Source organism: Kitasatospora sp. NPDC004614 (genome assembly GCF_042873675.1).
GTDB lineage: Bacteria > Actinomycetota > Actinomycetes > Streptomycetales > Streptomycetaceae > Kitasatospora.
In genome coordinates, this window is record NZ_JBIALR010000003.1 from 444,490 (window position 1) to 459,551 (window position 15,062).

Consider the following 15,062-nt stretch of genomic DNA (forward strand, 5'->3'; position numbering starts at 1 on the left):
ACCCGAACCAACCGGCGCGAGCCGAGCGAGGAACACCATGAGTACTGTCATCTCCACGGCAGACTCCGACCGGCTGCGGCCGTCCTCCGGTGAGGACTCCGGGCCGGCGGTCGTCAGCCTCCGGGGCGCGGTCGCCACTGTCGGTGGGCGGCCGGTGCTGCGCGGTGTCGATCTCACCGTCCGGCCGGGCGAGGTGGTGGCACTACTGGGCGCGAACGGGTCCGGCAAGTCCACCACCGTGAAGAGCGTCATCGGGTCGGTGCCGCTGGAGCAGGGCAGCCTGGAGCTGTTCGGGCGGCCGCTGCGCAAGTTCCGGGCCTGGCACCGGATCGGGTACGTGCCGCAGCGCACCACCGCGGCCGGCGGCGTTCCGGCCACGGTGCGCGAGGTGGTCTCCACCGGGCGGCTGCCGCAGCACGGGCTGCTGCCGTTCCGCCGCAAGGACCGCGCCGCAGTGGACCGGGCGCTGACCTCCGTCGGCATGCTGGACCGGGCCGGTGACGGGGTGACCAACCTGTCCGGCGGGCAGCACCAGCGGGTGCTGATCGCCCGCGCCCTGGTCGGCCTGCCCGACCTGCTGATCATGGACGAGCCGATGGCCGGCGTCGACGTGGACAGCCAGCAGGTGCTCGCCGACATCCTGCGCAGCGAGGTGGAACGCGGCTGCGCGGTGCTCCTGGTGCTGCACGAACTCGGGCCGCTGGAGCCGCTGATCGATCGGGCCGTGGTGCTGCGCGACGGCTGCGTCGCGCACGACGGGCCGCCGCCCCGCGGCGTCGGCCAGCACGCCCTGCCCGGCCACGACCACGTCCACCCGCACGCCGACGACCACCACCACCGCACCACCCAGGGGCTGCTGGCATGATCGAGATGTTCCAACCCGACTTCATGCAGCGGGCGTTCCTCGCCGCCGTGCTGGTCGGCATCACCGCCCCCTCGGTCGGCATCTACCTGGTGCAGCGGCGCCAGGCGCTGATGGGCGACGGCATCGGACACGTCGCGCTGACCGGTGTCGGTCTCGGCTTCCTGTTCCAGGCCAACCCGATCTGGATGGCCGTGCTGGTCTGCGTCCTCGGCGCGATCGTGATGGAACTGGTCCGCGCGCGCGGCAACCAGCGCGGCGACATCGCGCTGGCGATGCTGTTCTACGGCGGCATGGCCGGCGGCAAGCTGCTGGTCTCGATGAGCAGCCAGGCCGGTTCCGGCAGCCTGGAGAGCTACCTGTGGGGCTCGATCCTCACCGTCTCCCCCGGCGACCTGGCGGTGATCGGCGGGCTGGCGGCGGTCGTCGTCGCGGTCACCGCCGGTCTGCGCCGTCAGCTGTTCGCGGTCTGCCAGGACGAGGAGTTCGCCCGGGTCACCGGCCTGCCGGTGCGGGTGCTCAACCTGCTGCTGGCAGTGATGGCCGCGGTCACCGTGACGGTCGCCATGCGGGTGGTCGGCCTGCTGCTGGTCAGCGCGCTGATGGTGGTCCCGGTCGCGGCGGCCCAGCAGCTGACCCGCTCCTTCGCGGCCACCCAGGCCGCCGCGGTGAGCGTCGGCGTGGTGACGGCCCTGCTCGGCGTCGGTACCTCGTACCAGGCCGACCTGCCGTCCGGCCCCACCATCGTGATCCTGGCGATCCTGGCCTTCGCCCTGTTCAGCGCGATCGCCGCGCCGTTGGCCAAGCGCCGCCACCGGGCCGCCACCGAACACGGCCCGGCGGTCTGCGACGTCGTCCTGCCCGGCCAAAACCTGAACGGCCAGGACCCGAACGCCCAGGACCTGAACGGGCTGGACCCGAACGCCCAGGACCTGAACGGGCTGAGCCCGCAGGCCCAGGGCCCGAACGGGGACGACGCGGCGGAAGCCCCGCTGCCGAAGGCCCCGCTGTCGGGGGAGACGCTGTCAAGTCGGGGGCTGGCACAATGATGTGCGAAACCCAGCCGATCAGCAGGAGGACCCCGGTGACCACCGCAGGCCCGTCGCCGCGCGCGCGATCGACTCGGCAGCGCACCGCCGTCTCAGCGGTCCTGGACGAGGTCGAGGATTTCCGCAGCGCGCAGGAACTGCACGACATGCTCAAGCACCGGGGCGACTCGGTGGGTCTGACCACCGTCTACCGGACGCTCCAGTCCCTCGCCGAGGCCGGTGAGGTGGACGTGCTGCGCACCGCCGAGGGCGAGGCCGTCTACCGCCGGTGCAGCAGCGGGCACCACCACCACCTGGTGTGCCGGCACTGCGGGGCGACCGTCGAGGTCGAGGGTCCGGCGGTCGAGCGCTGGGCCAACTCGGTCGCCGCCGAGCACGGGTTCAGCGACATCGCGCACACCCTGGAGATCTTCGGCACCTGCGGCGAATGCGCCGCGAAGCAGCAACTCCCGTAACAGCAGCTCCCCCAGCAGCACTTCGGGCCACCAGGCCCGCCGCACGCACGAGGCCCGGATCGGAACCGTCCGATCCGGGCCTCGGCGTCAGCGTCAACCTCGCGTCACCGCTGCGGCGGCACCTCGGCCCCGCCGGCGGGGTCGTTGGGGATGGCCCCGCCGAAGCGGCGGTCGCGGCGGGCGTACTGCTCGCAGGCGCGCCACAGGTCGCGGCGGTCGAAGTCGGGCCAGAGCACGTCCTGGAACACCAGCTCGGCGTACGCGGACTGCCAGGCCAGGAAGTTGGAGGTGCGCTGCTCGCCGCTGGGGCGCAGGAACAGGTCCACGTCCGGCATGTCGGGGTAGTACAGGTACTTCGCGAACAGTTTCTCGTTGACCTTCTCCGGGTTGAGCTTCCCGGCGGCCACGTCGCGGGCGATGGCGAGGGCGGCGTCGGCGATCTCGGCCCGGCCGCCGTAGTTGACGCAGAAGTACAGCGTCATGGCGTCGTTGTTCTTGGTCTGCTCCTGGGCGACCTGGAGTTCCTGGACGACGCTCTTCCACATCTTCGGCATCCGGCCGACCCAGCGGATCCGGATGCCCATGGCGTCCATCTCGTCGCGGCGGCGGCGGATCACGTCCCGGTTGAAGTTCATCAGGAACTTCACCTCGTCCGGGGAGCGCTTCCAGTTCTCGGTGGAGAAGGCGTACAGCGAGAGGTTCTTGACGCCGATCTCCAGGCAGCCGCGCAGCACGTCGAGGACGACGCCCTCGCCGACCTTGTGGCCCTCGGTGCGGGGCAGGCCGCGCTCCTTGGCCCAGCGGCCGTTGCCGTCCATGACGCAGGCAACGTGGTTGGGGACCAGCTCGGCCGGGATCTTCGGCGGCTTGGCGCCGCTGGGGTGCGGGGCCGGGACTTCGTACGTCCGCTGCTTGCTGCCGAACAGGCGTCGCGCGACCATGTTCACTTCTCCACGTATCTCATCGAGCGGATGCCCCGCTCCAGGTGCCACTGCAGGTAGGCGGCCACCAGCCCGCTGCCCTCGCGCCAGTACCGCGGCTCGCAGGCGTCGGCGGTCTGCCAGTCCCCGGACAGCAGCGCGCCGAGCAGTACCAGTGTCTCAGGGGAGGGTACGGCACTTCCGGGTACCCGGCAGTCGCCGCACAGCACTCCGCCGGCCTGGAGGGAGAAGAACCGGTTGGGGCCGGGGAGTCCGCAGCGGGCGCAGTCGGTGAAGCTCGCCCCGTAGCCGTTGACGGCGAGCGAGCGCAGCAGGAAGGCGTCCAGCACCAGGTGCGACTGGTGGGTGCCGCCGGCCAGTGTGCGCAGGCCGCCGACCAGCAGCAGGTACTGCTGGACGGCGGGTTGGCCCTCGTTCTCGGCGAAGCGTTCGGCGGTCTCCAGCATCGCGGTGCCGGCGGTGTAGCGGGTGTAGTCGTCGACGATCCGGGCGCCGTAGGGGGCGAGCGTCTCCACCTGGGTGCACAGCGGCAGGGTGCGGCCGACCAGGTCGCTACCGCGGCTGAAGAACTGGATGTCGACGTGCGAGAACGGCTCGAGGCGCGCGCCGAACTTCGACTTGGTCCGGCGTACGCCGCGCGCCACCGCCCGGACCTTGCCGTGTTGGCGGGTCAGGAAGGTGATGATCCGATCGGCCTCGCCGAGCTTCTGGGTGCGCAGCACGATGCCGTCGTCGCGGAAGAGACTCATGGTGGTTCCCATTGTCCCGTACCCCACCGACAGCCCGGCGGCGGCGAACAGCGGCGAATAGCTGTGAACAGCCGTGAACAGCCGTGAACAGCGGCGGACGACGGCAGCGGGCGGCGCGCAGCCGTGAACCCGCACCGGGGCGGTGGGGCTTTCACCCGTGCGGTGCGGGACACGGCGGGCCCGGGAGGGGGGAGTTCGGGCCCGGCTCGGGAAGAACGGCGAAAAACGTCAGTGCGGGGCGCGGGTGGCGGCCTCCAGCAGCCGGTCGACCTGCGCGGCGGTGAGGTCGAGGCAGTGGCCCACCACACCGAGCGCGGCCCGCTCCTGCGGGAGGTAGCGGCCGTCGGCGAGGGCGACCATGGCGCCGAGGGTGACCAGGCGTTCGCGGCCCTGGACGAGCAGGTGCGGGGCGAGCGGTTCGAGTGCGGCGTGCAGTTCGACGGCCAGTCCGCCGCCTTCGACGTCCACGTCGAGGGGTTCGCCGCCGCTGTGTCCGGAGAGCGCGGCGAGCGCGGCCAGTACCTGGGCCTCGCCGCAGTCCTCGAAGCCGGCTTCCTTGATGACGGTGCAGGCGGCTTCGCGTCCGCTGCGGCTGCCGGTGCCGCCGGCGGCGAGCGCGGCCAGGGCGATGGTGTACTGGGCGTCGCGGAGCATCGCGCCGAGCCGGACCGAGGTCAACTCCTCCAGCGTGTCGGTGCTGTGGCGGCCGCGGCAGGAGGTGCACTGGACGCTGCGGACCACGCCGCCGAGCGGCAGGACCGGGGTGCCGAACAACCGCAGCCACCGCCGGCCGTGCTGCCGACGGTAGTTGCGGTCCCCACCACAGCCCGGGCAGAAGAATTCACCGAGAACGTCCGTCCGCCAACGAGGGCGGACACCCCACAACCCTGTCACGGCGCCACTCCCCAGACATGGCAGGCGGCCTGCACATCAATGGGCAGGTCACGCGACCGGACGCCACGGCCGTCCCACCGACCCCGGTTCCGGTCCGTCGATGTTGCCACGGTTACCGGCTCGTGTCAGCACCCTGAACGGGTGCCGAGGGGAAAATTTGTGACCGGGGACACACGCCAAAGGCATGGCCCCGCACGTTACTTGACGGTACGTCGGGCACCGGCCGAGCGCCACATCGAGCACCGCTCGATCGCCACGTCGGACACCGGCCAGGCGGGCCGCCGGAGAGCGGCCCGCCGTCCCGCGTCAGCCGCGCTGCGCGGCCCGGTTGACGGCGCTGACCAGAGCCTTCAGCGAGGCCAGCACGGTGTTGCCGTCGATGCCCACGCCCCACAGCACCTTGTCGCCCACGGCGCACTCGACGTACGCGGCGGCCTGCGCGTCGCCGCCCTCGCTCAGCGCGTGCTCGGCGTAGTCCAGCACGCGTACGTCGATGCCGATCGAGCCCAGCGCGTTGACGAAGGCGGAGACCGGGCCGTTGCCGGTGCCGGTCAGCGTGGCGGGGATGCCGTCGACGACCGCCTCGGTGGTCAGCGCGTCGCGGCCGTCCTCGGTGGTCAGGCTGCGCGAGCCGCTCAGCGAGATCCGGCCCCACGGGTTGGCGGGGGTGGGCAGGTATTCGTCCTGGAAGACCGCCCAGATGTCGCCGGGGGTGACCTCGCCGCCCTCGGCGTCGGTCTTGGCCTGGATGATCTTCGAGAACTCGATCTGCATCCGGCGCGGCAGGTCCAGCTTGTGGTCGTTCTTCAGCACGTAGGCGATGCCGCCCTTGCCGGACTGCGAGTTGACCCGGATGACCGCCTCGTAGCTGCGGCCGACGTCCTTGGGGTCGATCGGCAGGTAGGGCACACCCCAGGTGTAGTCACCGACCGGGACGCCGGCCGCGGCGGCGTCGGCCTCCAGAGCGTCGAAGCCCTTCTTGATGGCGTCCTGGTGCGAGCCGGAGAAGGAGGTGAAGACCAGGTCACCGGCGTAGGGGTGGCGCTCGGGCACCGGCATCTGGTTGCAGTACTCGGCGGTGCGGCGGATCTCGTCGATGTCGGAGAAGTCGATCATCGGGTCGACGCCCTGGGAGAACAGGTTCATCCCGACGTTGACCAGGTCCAGGTTGCCGGTGCGCTCGCCCTGGCCGAACAGGCAGCCCTCGACCCGGTCGGCGCCGGCCATGATGGCCAGTTCGGCGGAGGCGACGCCGGTGCCGCGGTCGTTGTGCGGGTGCGCGGACACGCAGACGAACTCGCGGCGCGACAGGTTGCGCGACATCCACTCGATCTTGTCGGCGTAGACGTTCGGGGTGGACCGCTCGACGGTGGTCGGCAGGTTCAGGATGATCTCGCGGCCCTCGCCGGGCTGCCAGACGTCCATCACCGCCTCGCAGACCTCCAGCGCGTAGTCCAGCTCGGTGTCGATGAAGATCTCCGGCGAGTACTCGTAGCCGAAGACGGTCTCGTCGCCCAGGATCTTCTCGGCGTACTCCATCACCAGCCGGGTGCCGTCCGTCGCGATGGCCTTGATCTCGTCCTTGCTCGCCTTGAACACCACCCGGCGGAACATCGGCGAGGTGGCGTTGTACAGGTGGACGGTGGCCCGCGGCGCGCCCTTCAGCGACTCGACGGTCCGCTCGATCAGGTCCTCGCGGGCCTGGGTCAGCACCGAGATGGTGACGTCCTCGGGGATCGCATTCTCTTCGATCAGCGAGCGGACGAAGTTGAAGTCGGTGGCGCCGGAGGACGGGAAGCCGACCTCGATCTCCTTGTAGCCCAGCTGCACCAGCAGGTCGAACATCTTGCGCTTGCGGGCCGGCGACATCGGGTCGATCAGCGCCTGGTTGCCGTCGCGCAGGTCGGTGGACAGCCAGCGCGGGGCCTGGGTGATCACCTTGCTCGGCCAGGTGCGGTCCGGCAGGTCCACGGTGCCGAAGGGTACGTACCGGTGGAAGGGCATCCCCGAGGTCTTCTGCTGAACGCTGGCGGCGGTGATCGGGGTGGGACGGTCGACGAACGCGCGGGCGACGGAGGACTGTTCGGTCATGGCTGGGGCTCTCGGCTTCCCTTGTCGAAGGCGGTCTGCGGTCGGGGGACACACACCCGACTCGGCCGACTGGATGCACCGCCGCGGATCACGCTGGGCGCAACACGACTCCCCGCGGCGAGGGGGCCGGCCTTCACTGGACTACAGGCCCTCGCCGCGGCAGCTAAGAAGAAGCAGCCGGATACGCATGATGCCGTCACTGTAACCCGGGCGGCGACCCGGCCGCAGTGAGCGCCGCCACGATCCCAACCAGTGAGACGGTCCGGCCGCCGGGCGGGTGCGGCAAGTTGGCAAAAGCCCCGGCAAACCCGTTCGCCGCCCTGCACACTGGCATCCATGCGTATCCAGGTCACCCGCACCGGCGGGTTCGCCGGCCTGCTCCGGTATGCCGAGATGGACACCGAGGAGCGCCCGGACGCCCCGCACGTGCACGCGCTGGCCCGCGAGGCGATGGCCGGCGGGCTGCGCGCGCCCGCGTACGGCGTGCCCGACGGCTTCCACTACGAGATCACCGTCGACGGCCGCACCGTGCACTGCGCCGACCCCAAACTGTCCGACTCCCAGCGCGAGTTGGTCAGTCTGGTGCTCCGCGAAGGCGCCTGACGGGCCACCGCCCGGGCCGCTCAGATCCAGCCGTCCAGCGAGGCCAGGAACCCGGCCGGGTCGTCCCGGTGGATGCAGTGCCCGGCGCCCGGGACGGTGCGCACCTCGAAGCCGCGGCGGCGCAGCTCGGCGGCCTCCTCGGGCGACACCAGGACGCTCGGGTCGGCGAGTTGGACCAGCGAGGGGACGGCCGGGGGCCCCGGCAGCACGGAGAGTTCGGGGTGCGCCCACAGGCCGATCGCGGTGTCGCTGTCCCAGGCGGCGAGGCCGGCCAGCTCGGCGTCCACGTCCTCGTCGGCCCAGTCGGGGTGCATGGTGGTGATGAACTTCCGGGTGCCGAAGCGCTTGAAGTCGACGAACGGCTCCGGGCCGATCCCGGGCCGGTCGTAGACGAACGCGGGGTCGCTGTAGACGGCCCGGTCGGGCTTGAGCCGGTCCAGGGCGCGCCACAGCGCGAGCGCGCCCATCGAGTGGCCGATGGCCAGCGCGGCCCCGGAGGGCAGCGTGTCGACGAGGTCCTCGGCGAACTGCTCGGGGCCGTACCGGTCGGCGGGGGTGGCGCCCTCACCGGCCGGTGAGGCACCGTGGCCGCGCAGGTCCACGCCGATCACCCGGTAGCCGCGCTCGGCGAGGGCGGGGCCGATCACCCGCCAGGTGTGGTGGTTGGACTGGAGGCCGTGGATCAGCAGGGCGGTCCGATCGCCCCCGCCCCACTCGTGGGTGTGCAGTTTCACGACCGGCCCGCCCCTGTCCGCCTGTTCGATGCTCCGTCAGAAGCCGAGCTTACGCAGCTGCTTGGGGTCGCGCTGCCAGTCCTTGGCGACCTTGACGTGCAGGTCGAGGTAGACCGGGGTGCCGAGCAGCGCCTCGATCTGCTTGCGGGCGGTGGTGCCGACGTGCTTGAGCCGGGAGCCCTTGGCACCGATCACGATGGCCTTCTGGCTCTGCCGCTCGATGTACACGTTGGCGTGGATGTCCAGCAGCGGACGGTCGGCGGGCCGGTCCTCGCGCGGGATCATCTCCTCGACCACCACGGCCAGCGAGTGCGGCAGTTCGTCGCGCACGCCTTCCAGCGCGGCCTCGCGGATCAGCTCGGCGACCATGATCTGCTCGGGCTCGTCGGTGAGGTCGCCGTCCGGGTAGAGCGGCATGCCCTCGGGCAGCAGCTTGGTCAGCAGGTCCGCGACCAGCTCCACCTGCTTGTCACCGACCGCCGAGACGGGAATGATCTCGGCCCACTCGATGCCGAGTTCGGCGCCCAGCTGGTGGACGGCGATCAGCTGCTCGGCGAGCCGCTTGGAGTCCACCAGGTCGGTCTTGGTGACCAGTGCCACCTTCGGGGTGGACTTCTTGATCTCGGCGAGTTCCTTGGCGATGAACTTGTCGCCGGGGCCGAGCTTCTGGTCGGCGGGCAGGCAGAAGCCGATCACGTCGACCTCCGCCCAGGTGGTGCGGACCAGGTCGTTGAGGCGCTCGCCGAGCAACGTGCGGGGCTTGTGCAGCCCGGGGGTGTCCACCAGCACGAGCTGGGCGTCGGGGCGGTGCACGATGCCGCGCACGGTGTGCCGGGTGGTCTGGGGACGGTCGGAGGTGATCGCGACCTTCGTCCCGACCAGGGCGTTGGTCAGGGTCGACTTGCCCGCGTTGGGACGGCCGACGAAGCACGCGAACCCGGAGCGGTACGGGGAGGAAGGGGCATTCATGGCACCCATTGTCCCCGATCGGCCGGGCCGACCCGGCCAGTGGGGGTTTCAGCCCGCCTTCTTCTTCCCGCCGCCCATGATGCCGCCGACCAGAACCAGTGCCAGCAGCACCAGGGTGCCGGCCAGCCACCACACGGAGCCGGTCTCGTGCCAGCGGCCGAAGCCCATGACGCACAGCAGCAGTCCGCAGAAGAACGCGGCGATCCCCATGTGACCCCTCCCCCGCCGGGAAATCCCTCGGCCGGGGCGATTATCGCACCGGCCAAGGGATTGTCGAGGGGCATACTCAGCGCCTCACCGCGCCTCGGCGGCCACCTTCAGCGTCCCGTCCGGCCCGGCCAGCAGCACCGGCGTGCCGGCCCCGCCCAGGTCCCGCACCGCTGCCAGGTCGTCCGCCGCCGGCTCGTCCGCCGCGGAGACCACGGCCGCCGCCTCCAGGCTCTTCGCCCCGCTGGCCACCGCCATCGCCACCGCCGTCTGCAGGGCGCTCAGCTTCAGCGACTCCAGCGCGACCGTCCCGGCCACGTAGGTGCGGCCGGTCTCGTCGCGGACCGCGGCGCCCTCGGCCACGCCGTTGCGGGCGCGGGCCGAGCGGGCCAGCGTGATGATCTTCTTGTCCTCGGGGTCCAGCTCGGAAATCTCGGTCATGGCCCGAGCATAGGTCGCCCACCGGCGCACCGGCCCGGGCGTCCGACCCTCGGCCATTCACCGGCTCAACCCTTGAACAGGACCCCTCCGAACAGCCGCCCCTCGCCGGAGACTCAGTCCTTGAGCAGCGCACCCTCCCCCGCCGGCACGAACTCCGCCAGCGCGGCGTCGATCCGGGCCAGCACGGCCTCGTCCAGCACCAGTTCGGCGGCGGCCTGGTTCTCCGCGATGTGCGCGGGGGTGCGGCTGCCCGGGATCGGCACCACGTGCTCGTCCTGCCGCAGCAGCCAGGCCAGCGCCAACTGGCCGGGGGTGACGCCCAGTTCGGCGGCGATCGCGCGCACCGGGGCGTACCGGTCGTTGTTCGCGGCCAGGTTCTCGGCGGAGAACCTGGCGATGTTCTGCCGGAAGTCACCCTCGGAGACCTGCTGCACGGTGCCGGTCAGGAAGCCGCCACCGAGCGGGCTCCAGGCCACCACGCCGACGCCCAGTTCACGGGTGACGGCCAGCAGCTCCGGGTCGATCGGCTGCCACATCGACCACTGCACCTGCACCGCCGCCACCGGGTGCACCGCGTGCGCGGCGCGCAGCTGCGCGGCCGTCACGTTGGACAGCCCGAGGTGCCGCACCTTGCCGTCGGCGATCAGTTCGGCGACCGCGCCGACGGTGTCCTCGAACGGCACCTGCGGGTCCGGGAAGTGCGGGTAGTACAGGTCGATCACATCGGTGCCGAGGTTGCGCAGCGACTGCTCCGCGTAGCCGCGCACGTACTTGGGCTCGCAGTTCACCGCCAGTTCCTCGAAGGCGAAGTGCACCGGGAAGCGATGTGCCTCGGCGCCCTCCGGGATCCGGAAGCCGAACTTGGTGGCCAGCACCACCTCGTCGCGCCGGCCGCGCAGGGCCCGGCCGATCAGTTCCTCGTTGTGTCCGCGGCCGTAGCCGTCCGCGGTGTCGATGAGCCGGGCGCCGGCGTCGATCGCGGCGTGCAGCGCACCCTGGCCGCGCGCCTCGTCGATCTCGCCGTACACGCCGGGTGAGAGCACCATCGCCCCGAACCCGATCGGCGAACTGGCCAGCGCCCCGAGCATGCGCTCCGTCATGTGCCTCTCCCCCTCCAAGCCGACTGCGGCCCAACGGATCTGACGATCCGTCGGGCCAAGTGCAGTTCACTCTACGACGGAACGATCAGTGCCCGGTCGGGTTCGGCGGCCCCGGACGCAGAACCTTCACCAGCACCGGCGGGCCGTCGGGCCGCTCGGCGTCGTGCTCGTGCCGCCGCTTCCAGTACGGGTTGTCCTGCGGCAGGTGGCTGCTGACCCGGCCGTACATGCCGAAGGTCAGGATCACGAAGCCGAAGACGAAGCTGAAGACGACGTTGCCGATGTGGAAGGCGAGCCGGTTGGCGCTGGAGTCCAGCACCATCAGGCCGACGAAGCCGGCCAGCACGAACAGCACGCCCATGATCATGTTGAGGTCGGAGGCGAAGTTTCCGCCGATGATCGCACCCAGGATCAGGATTCCGCCGGCCACCAGCGACAGCACGCTCAGCGCGCCGTTGCTGGACATGCCCAGCACCTGCTTGCCCGTGGTGTCGATGAAGCCGGGGGTGCCACCGGTGAGCCCGAGGATGCCGAACACCACCAGGAACACTCCGCCCAGCCCGGCGCCGTAGCGGTACACCTGGCCCAGCCGGTGGTCGACCGGGAGTTCGTCGTGGAGTCTCATCGGGTCCTCCCCGCATGGTCGGACCGGAGGAACGGCACTTCGTGCAGGTACAGCGACCCGCACTGCTGGCAGCAGTGCAGCCCGGTGCCCCAGGCCTCCTCCGGCTTGCTCTCGGCGTCCGAGGCGATCTCGGCGCCGCACATGCCGGACGAGAGGTCGGTGTCACGGACCACATGCCACCTGGCCACCCCGCCGGCCGGCCCGGTGGGGCCGTATTCCGCGCGCAGTAGATGTGCCATGTCTCCCATGGTCGGCACGCCAAGGGCGGTCAGGCAAACGGGCCCTGGGCCGAACCGTCCGACCCGGCAAGCCGGTTGGGACGGCCCGTCCAGGGCCCGCTGCGGGTGCGACGAACTACGGAGCGTGCTCCTCGGCCGGTTCCTCGGCGTGCTTCGCGTACTCCTCGGCGCGCACCGGCGCGGCCACCACGGTGCCGATCCGGTTGCGGCGGCCCGCGGAGCTCTCCGCGGTCAGGCTGATCGCGGCCAGCCCGCTGCCCTCCGGCACCGGCACCTCGCAGGACGATCCGGGGATCGGCACCCGGCCCAGGCACTTGGCCAGCAGGCCGCCGACGGTCTCCACGTCCTCGTCGTCCAGCTCGATGCCGAACAGTTCGCCGAGGTCCTCGACGGTGAGCCGGGCGGTGATCCGGAACGAGCCGTCGCCGAGGTCCTCGACCGGGGCGATCTCGCGGTCGTACTCGTCGGTGATCTCGCCGACGATCTCCTCCAGGATGTCCTCGATGGTGACCAGTCCGGCGGTACCGCCGTACTCGTCGATCACGATCGCCACGTGCGAGCGCATCTGCTGCATCTCGCGCAGCAGGTCCGCGGCCGGCTTGGAGTCCGGCACGAACACCGCCGGGCGCATCACCGAGTCCACCTGCTCCGACTCGGCGTCCCGGTTGATGTGGGTGCGCCGCACCAGGTCCTTGAGGTAGACGATGCCGACCACGTCGTCCTCGTTGTCGCCGACCACCGGGATCCGCGAGAAGCCCGAGCGCAGCGCCAGCGTCAGCGTCTGCCGGACGGTCTTGTGCCGCTCGATCATCACCAGGTCGGTGCGCGGCACCATCACCTCGCGGACGATGGTGTCGCCCAGCTCGAAGACCGAGTGCACCATCCGGCGCTCCTCGTCCTCGATCAGGTCGTCCTTCTCCGCGAGGTCCACCAGCGCCCGCAGCTCCGCCTCGGAGGCGAACGGGCCCTCCCGGTAGCCCTTGCCGGGCGTCAGCGCGTTGCCGAGCAGGATCAGCAGCCGCGGGATCGGACCGAGGATCCGGGCCAGCGGCAGCAGCACGTAGGACGCCGCGGTGACGGTGCTCAGCGGGTGCTGGCGGCCGATCGTGCGCGGGGAGACCCCGACCGCCACGAACGACACCAGCACCATCACGCCGACCGCCACCAGCACGGCCAGCCAGGTCTGCTGGAAGCTGCGCACGCACACCACGGTGACCAGCACCGCGGCGGCCATCTCGGCGGCCACCCGGATCAGCATCGCCAGGTTCAGGTAGCGGATGTTGTCCGAGGCCAGCGTCAGCAGCCGGTCCGAACCGCGGCGGCCCGAGCGGACCGCCTCCTCGGCGCGGAACCGGGACATCCGGGAGATCCCCGCCTCGGCGCACGCGGCCAGCCAGCCGAACACCACCAGCAGCAGCGCCCCGACCAGGAAGCTCGTACTCTCACCACTCACAGACGGCCGGCCCTCAGTGGACGGTCGGCGCGGGAGACAGCCCGGTCAGCCCGCGACCGGCCCGCCAGTCGTCCAGGATCCGCTTCTGCAGCGCGAACATCTCGCGCTCCTCGTCGGGCTCCTCGTGGTCGTAGCCGAGCACGTGCAGCACCCCGTGGACGGTGAGCAGCTGCAGCTCCTCGTCCATCGAGTGCTTGGTCGGGGCGGCCAGGCCCTGCTGCTTCGCCACCTCGGGGCAGAGCACGATGTCGCCGAGCAGGCCCTCCGGCAGGTCCTCGCCCTCCTTGCCGGGCCGCAGTTCGTCCATGGGGAAGGACATCACGTCGGTCGGACCGGGCAGGTCCATCCACTGGACGTGCAGCTCCGCCATCGACTCGCTGTCGTAGATGATCACGGAGAGCTCGGACTGCGGGTGAATCCGCATCTTTTCGAGGGCGTAGCGGGCGACGTCGAGGATGGAATCCTCGTCGACGTCCCACCCGGACTCGTTGGCGATGTCGATCGACATGGAGGGCTCAGTACTCAGCTTTCGGTGCGATGGGACTGCCGGGGCGCCCGGGCGCCCCGACGTTGAACGGGTTTGCGGTCGCCGGACTCCTCGGCCTCCTGCCGGGCGTCCCAGCGTTCGTACGCGTCAACGATGCGGCCGACCAGCTTGTGCCGCACCACGTCGGTGCTGGTCAGCACCGAGAAGTGGATGTCGGGCACGTCGACCAGGATCTCCTGGACCACCTTCAGACCGCTGCGGGTACCGCCCGGCAGGTCGATCTGGCTGGTGTCGCCGGTGACCACCACCCGGGAGTTGAAACCGAGGCGGGTCAGGAACATCTTCATCTGCTCGGGCGAGGTGTTCTGCGCCTCGTCGAGGATGATGAACGCGTCGTTCAGGGTGCGGCCTCGCATGTACGCCAGCGGAGCCACCTCGATCGTGCCGGCGGCCATCAGCCGCGGGATCGAGTCCGGGTCCATCATGTCGTGCAGCGCGTCGTACAGCGGCCGCAGGTAGGGGTCGATCTTCTCGTAGAGGGTGCCGGGCAGGAAGCCCAGCCGCTCCCCCGCCTCGACGGCCGGCCGGGTCAGGATGATCCGGTTGACCTCCTTGGCCTGCAGCGCCTGCACGGCCTTGGCCATCGCCAGGTAGGTCTTGCCGGTGCCGGCCGGGCCGAGGCCGAAGACGATGGTGTGCTTGTCGATCGCGTCGACGTAGCGCTGCTGGTTGAGCGTCTTGGGGCGGATGGTGCGGCCCCGGTTGGACAGGATGTTCGCCGTGAACACCTCGGACGGGGCCGGGTGGGCCGGGTCCTCCGCGGCGCTCCTGAGCATGGTGATGGAGCGCTCCACGGCGTCCTCCGTCAGTGGCTGGCCGGTGCGCAGCACCAGCATCATCTCGGTGAAGAGCTGCTTGACGAGCGCGACCTCGGCCGGAGAGCCGGTGGCCGTCACCTCGTTTCCTCGGACATGGATGTCGGCGTCCGGGAAGCCGCCCTCGATCACTCGCAGGAGCGAGTCGGCCGCACCCAGCAGGGTGACCATCGGGTGCTTCTCCGGAATGACTATCCGGGTGCTGGCGGCTGCCGCGTCGGCGGGCCGCTGTCCGTCGGTTCGGGTCTGCGGTGAGTCAGTCATGGGTCGGCGCTACGGCCTGCCTCA

At 70.9% G+C, this 15,062-nt stretch carries 17 protein-coding genes and 1 pseudogene; 4 read left to right on the top strand and 14 right to left on the bottom strand.

Annotation, left to right across the window (positions count from 1 at the left end; all coding sequences use genetic code 11):
• Window positions 1-37: 37 nt before the first annotated feature.
• From ACFYST_RS11460 to ACFYST_RS11470, 3 genes and pseudogenes are all read left to right on the top strand, one after another.
• Window positions 38-865 carry a metal ABC transporter ATP-binding protein gene (locus tag ACFYST_RS11460; protein ID WP_387643161.1) on the top strand — a complete coding sequence of 276 codons (828 nt, stop codon included), beginning with the start codon at window positions 38-40 and terminating at the stop codon, window positions 863-865.
• Window positions 865-1,728 (top strand): annotated as a pseudogene (locus ACFYST_RS11465) (metal ABC transporter permease); the annotation flags it as partial. The gene ACFYST_RS11460 and the pseudogene ACFYST_RS11465, both read left to right, overlap by 1 nt.
• Before the next feature lie 218 nt (window positions 1,729-1,946).
• The gene (locus ACFYST_RS11470; protein WP_387643160.1) at window positions 1,947-2,366 is read left to right on the top strand and encodes a Fur family transcriptional regulator; all 420 of its coding nucleotides are present in this window, start codon (window positions 1,947-1,949) and stop codon (window positions 2,364-2,366) included.
• Window positions 2,367-2,470: 104 nt separating this feature from the next.
• On the opposite strand, the gene ACFYST_RS11475 is transcribed toward ACFYST_RS11470, so the two are convergent.
• The 4 genes from ACFYST_RS11475 to leuA all read right to left on the bottom strand — a co-directional run bounded on the left by ACFYST_RS11475 (window position 2,471) and on the right by leuA (window position 7,041).
• Window positions 2,471-3,307: an isoprenyl transferase gene (locus ACFYST_RS11475; RefSeq protein ID WP_387643159.1), complete on the bottom strand. Its 837-nt coding sequence runs from the start codon at window positions 3,305-3,307 to the stop codon at window positions 2,471-2,473.
• Window positions 3,308-3,309: 2 nt separating this feature from the next.
• Window positions 3,310-4,056 carry a DNA repair protein RecO gene (gene recO, locus ACFYST_RS11480; protein ID WP_387643158.1) on the bottom strand — a complete coding sequence of 249 codons (747 nt, stop codon included), beginning with the start codon at window positions 4,054-4,056 and terminating at the stop codon, window positions 3,310-3,312.
• A gap of 228 nt (window positions 4,057-4,284) precedes the next feature.
• Window positions 4,285-4,830, bottom strand: coding sequence for a TerB family tellurite resistance protein (locus ACFYST_RS11485; RefSeq protein WP_387861487.1), 546 nt, complete (start codon window positions 4,828-4,830; stop codon window positions 4,285-4,287).
• Between the two features lie 426 nt (window positions 4,831-5,256).
• Window positions 5,257-7,041, bottom strand: a complete 1,785-nt coding sequence (gene leuA, locus ACFYST_RS11490) for a 2-isopropylmalate synthase (protein ID WP_387861489.1) — start codon at window positions 7,039-7,041, stop codon at window positions 5,257-5,259.
• A 336-nt stretch (window positions 7,042-7,377) separates the two neighbouring features.
• Here leuA and ACFYST_RS11495 point away from each other — a divergent pair, with 336 nt between their 5' ends.
• Window positions 7,378-7,644, top strand: a complete 267-nt coding sequence (locus ACFYST_RS11495) for a protealysin inhibitor emfourin (RefSeq protein ID WP_387643155.1) — start codon at window positions 7,378-7,380, stop codon at window positions 7,642-7,644.
• Between the two features lie 20 nt (window positions 7,645-7,664).
• Here ACFYST_RS11495 and ACFYST_RS11500 read toward each other — a convergent pair whose 3' ends face one another.
• The 10 genes from ACFYST_RS11500 to ACFYST_RS11545 all read right to left on the bottom strand — a co-directional run bounded on the left by ACFYST_RS11500 (window position 7,665) and on the right by ACFYST_RS11545 (window position 15,038).
• Window positions 7,665-8,378 (bottom strand): alpha/beta fold hydrolase, encoded by a 714-nt coding sequence (locus ACFYST_RS11500; protein WP_387861490.1) that lies wholly within the window; start codon window positions 8,376-8,378, stop codon window positions 7,665-7,667.
• Between the two features lie 36 nt (window positions 8,379-8,414).
• Entirely contained in the window at window positions 8,415-9,347 is a 933-nt protein-coding gene (era, locus tag ACFYST_RS11505; protein WP_387643153.1) for a GTPase Era, read from the bottom strand.
• 48 nt (window positions 9,348-9,395) lie between these two features.
• Window positions 9,396-9,557 carry a hypothetical protein gene (locus ACFYST_RS11510; RefSeq protein ID WP_387643152.1) on the bottom strand — a complete coding sequence of 54 codons (162 nt, stop codon included), beginning with the start codon at window positions 9,555-9,557 and terminating at the stop codon, window positions 9,396-9,398.
• A gap of 84 nt (window positions 9,558-9,641) precedes the next feature.
• Window positions 9,642-9,995: a cytidine deaminase gene (locus ACFYST_RS11515; protein WP_387643151.1), complete on the bottom strand. Its 354-nt coding sequence runs from the start codon at window positions 9,993-9,995 to the stop codon at window positions 9,642-9,644.
• Window positions 9,996-10,108: 113 nt separating this feature from the next.
• Window positions 10,109-11,095: an aldo/keto reductase gene (locus tag ACFYST_RS11520; RefSeq protein ID WP_387643150.1), complete on the bottom strand. Its 987-nt coding sequence runs from the start codon at window positions 11,093-11,095 to the stop codon at window positions 10,109-10,111.
• Between the two features lie 85 nt (window positions 11,096-11,180).
• On the bottom strand, window positions 11,181-11,720 hold the full coding sequence (locus ACFYST_RS11525) for a DUF4383 domain-containing protein (RefSeq protein WP_387643149.1): 540 nt from the start codon (window positions 11,718-11,720) through the stop codon (window positions 11,181-11,183).
• Window positions 11,717-11,959 carry a hypothetical protein gene (locus ACFYST_RS11530; RefSeq protein ID WP_387643148.1) on the bottom strand — a complete coding sequence of 81 codons (243 nt, stop codon included), beginning with the start codon at window positions 11,957-11,959 and terminating at the stop codon, window positions 11,717-11,719. Before ACFYST_RS11530 ends, ACFYST_RS11525 begins: the two co-directional genes overlap by 4 nt.
• Window positions 11,960-12,074: 115 nt before the next feature.
• Window positions 12,075-13,412, bottom strand: coding sequence for a hemolysin family protein (locus ACFYST_RS11535; protein ID WP_387643147.1), 1,338 nt, complete (start codon window positions 13,410-13,412; stop codon window positions 12,075-12,077).
• 13 nt (window positions 13,413-13,425) lie between these two features.
• Complete coding sequence (gene ybeY, locus ACFYST_RS11540; protein ID WP_387643146.1) at window positions 13,426-13,920, bottom strand: rRNA maturation RNase YbeY; 495 nt, start codon at window positions 13,918-13,920, stop codon at window positions 13,426-13,428.
• A 14-nt stretch (window positions 13,921-13,934) separates the two neighbouring features.
• Complete coding sequence (locus tag ACFYST_RS11545) at window positions 13,935-15,038, bottom strand: PhoH family protein (protein WP_387643145.1); 1,104 nt, start codon at window positions 15,036-15,038, stop codon at window positions 13,935-13,937.
• Between the last annotated feature and the right edge of the window lie 24 nt (window positions 15,039-15,062).